General features: G+C 74.3%; 2 protein-coding genes. Both read right to left on the bottom strand.

What is annotated here, in order from left to right; all coding sequences use genetic code 11:
* Positions 1-166: 166 nt before the first annotated feature.
* Positions 167-877, bottom strand: a complete 711-nt coding sequence (locus tag ABS772_RS21990) for a (5-formylfuran-3-yl)methyl phosphate synthase (RefSeq protein WP_350396875.1) — start codon at positions 875-877, stop codon at positions 167-169.
* Positions 878-922: 45 nt separating this feature from the next.
* A partial coding sequence (locus ABS772_RS21985; protein ID WP_350396874.1) for a DUF3280 domain-containing protein occupies positions 923-1,425 on the bottom strand: 503 nt, incomplete at its 5' end.

The following is a 1,425-nucleotide window of genomic DNA, read 5'->3' as shown; positions in this document are numbered from 1 at the left end:
GAAAAAAAGCCCTCCCCCCCTCTGCGAGTGAGGGTGGCCCCCGAAGGGGGTCGGGTGAGGGGAGCGCCGCTTCCGGAAAGACCTGAGCCGGCCCCTCTCCCGCCTGCTCCGCAGGCACCCTCTCCCGCAGCGGGGAGAGGGAGATGCGTCGCGCTTGTCATGTCGGTCACGCCGCGTCGGCCCGCGGGCCGTCCCGCATCGCCGTGACCGCCCGCGCCACCCGCGCGCCGTCGAGCGCCTGCCGCCGGTCCCCGGCCCGGCACAGGCCGCCGCGGAAACCGAGATAGTCGGGCCCGAGGCCCGCGAGCGCCGGAATGTCGGCGACGCCGAGCGAGCCGGCGAGCCCGCTCATCAGGCCGTGGCCCCGGCATCCGGCGACGAAGGCAGCGAGCTGCGGCGCGGCCAGGAGCATGGGAAGCGCGGTTCCCGTCTTGCCGCGCGTGTCGATCATCGCCCCGGCAAAGCCCGCCGCGGAAAGCCGCGCGGGGACGTCGTCCGCCACGCCGTCCTCGGCGAACAGCACGCCGATGACCCGGCCCGGCGCCCGCGCCGCGGCCTCGGCCAGGGCGTCGTCGTCCGCGGGTCCGACCGCGATCTTGATGAAGTCCACGCCGGTCGCGGCGAGGGCCGCGACGGCCTCCGCGATCCCGGTCCCCGTGCCGTCGCCGGCCACCGCGCTGGTCACCGCCCGCCCGCCGACGCGGGCGACGACGGCGCGCACGGTCTCCGGGTGCAGCGCGCCGAGCGCCCCGCGCTCGGGATCCTTGGCGTCGATCAGGTCGGCCCCGGCCCGGAGCGCGGTCAGCGCCTCGTCGGGGCCGCGCACGCTGACGAGCAGGCGGGGGCGCACGGAGGAAGTCGGTTGGATGTCGGACACGGGGAACGTTCTTGCTCAGCCTTGCGCGCCCGCACAAGCCCCGTCTCAGGAACGGCCGGGCAGCGGCTCGGCCAGCAGGCGGTTCTTCACGATCCAGCGCGCGGCGTGGGACCAGTCGTCGTCGGTGTTGGCTCTTATCACGACCTGGCCCTGGCGCACGACCTTGCCGGACTCGGCATCGGCGATGGTGACGACGAGGCTGAACAGCTGGTTGGCGCCCTTGTCGGCGAAGGTGGTGACGGACAGCTCCGCCCCGAGCGCCTTGGCGATCGGGCCAGTGCAGCCGTTGCACTTGTAGAGCGGGCTCTCCTTGCGGATTTCTTCCGCCTGGGGGCTGAGATCGACGCTCTCGATCCCGCCCTTCTCCGCGAGCTGCTTGCGCAGCACGTCGGTGACGAGGTCGAGGCGCTTCTGGTCGGCCGGGAGCGGCTTGCGGCCATAGGCCAAGGTCGGATCGTTCACCTCCGCCGGGAAGATCGCCGCCTTGCGCGCCGCCTCCTCCGCCGAGGCCGCGCCGCCCAGGGCGGACAGGAGGGCGAGGGCGGGCG

This window comes from Methylorubrum podarium (assembly GCF_040270385.1).
Lineage (GTDB): Bacteria > Pseudomonadota > Alphaproteobacteria > Rhizobiales > Beijerinckiaceae > Methylobacterium > Methylobacterium podarium.
This window is presented reverse-complemented; position numbering and strand designations above follow the sequence as displayed.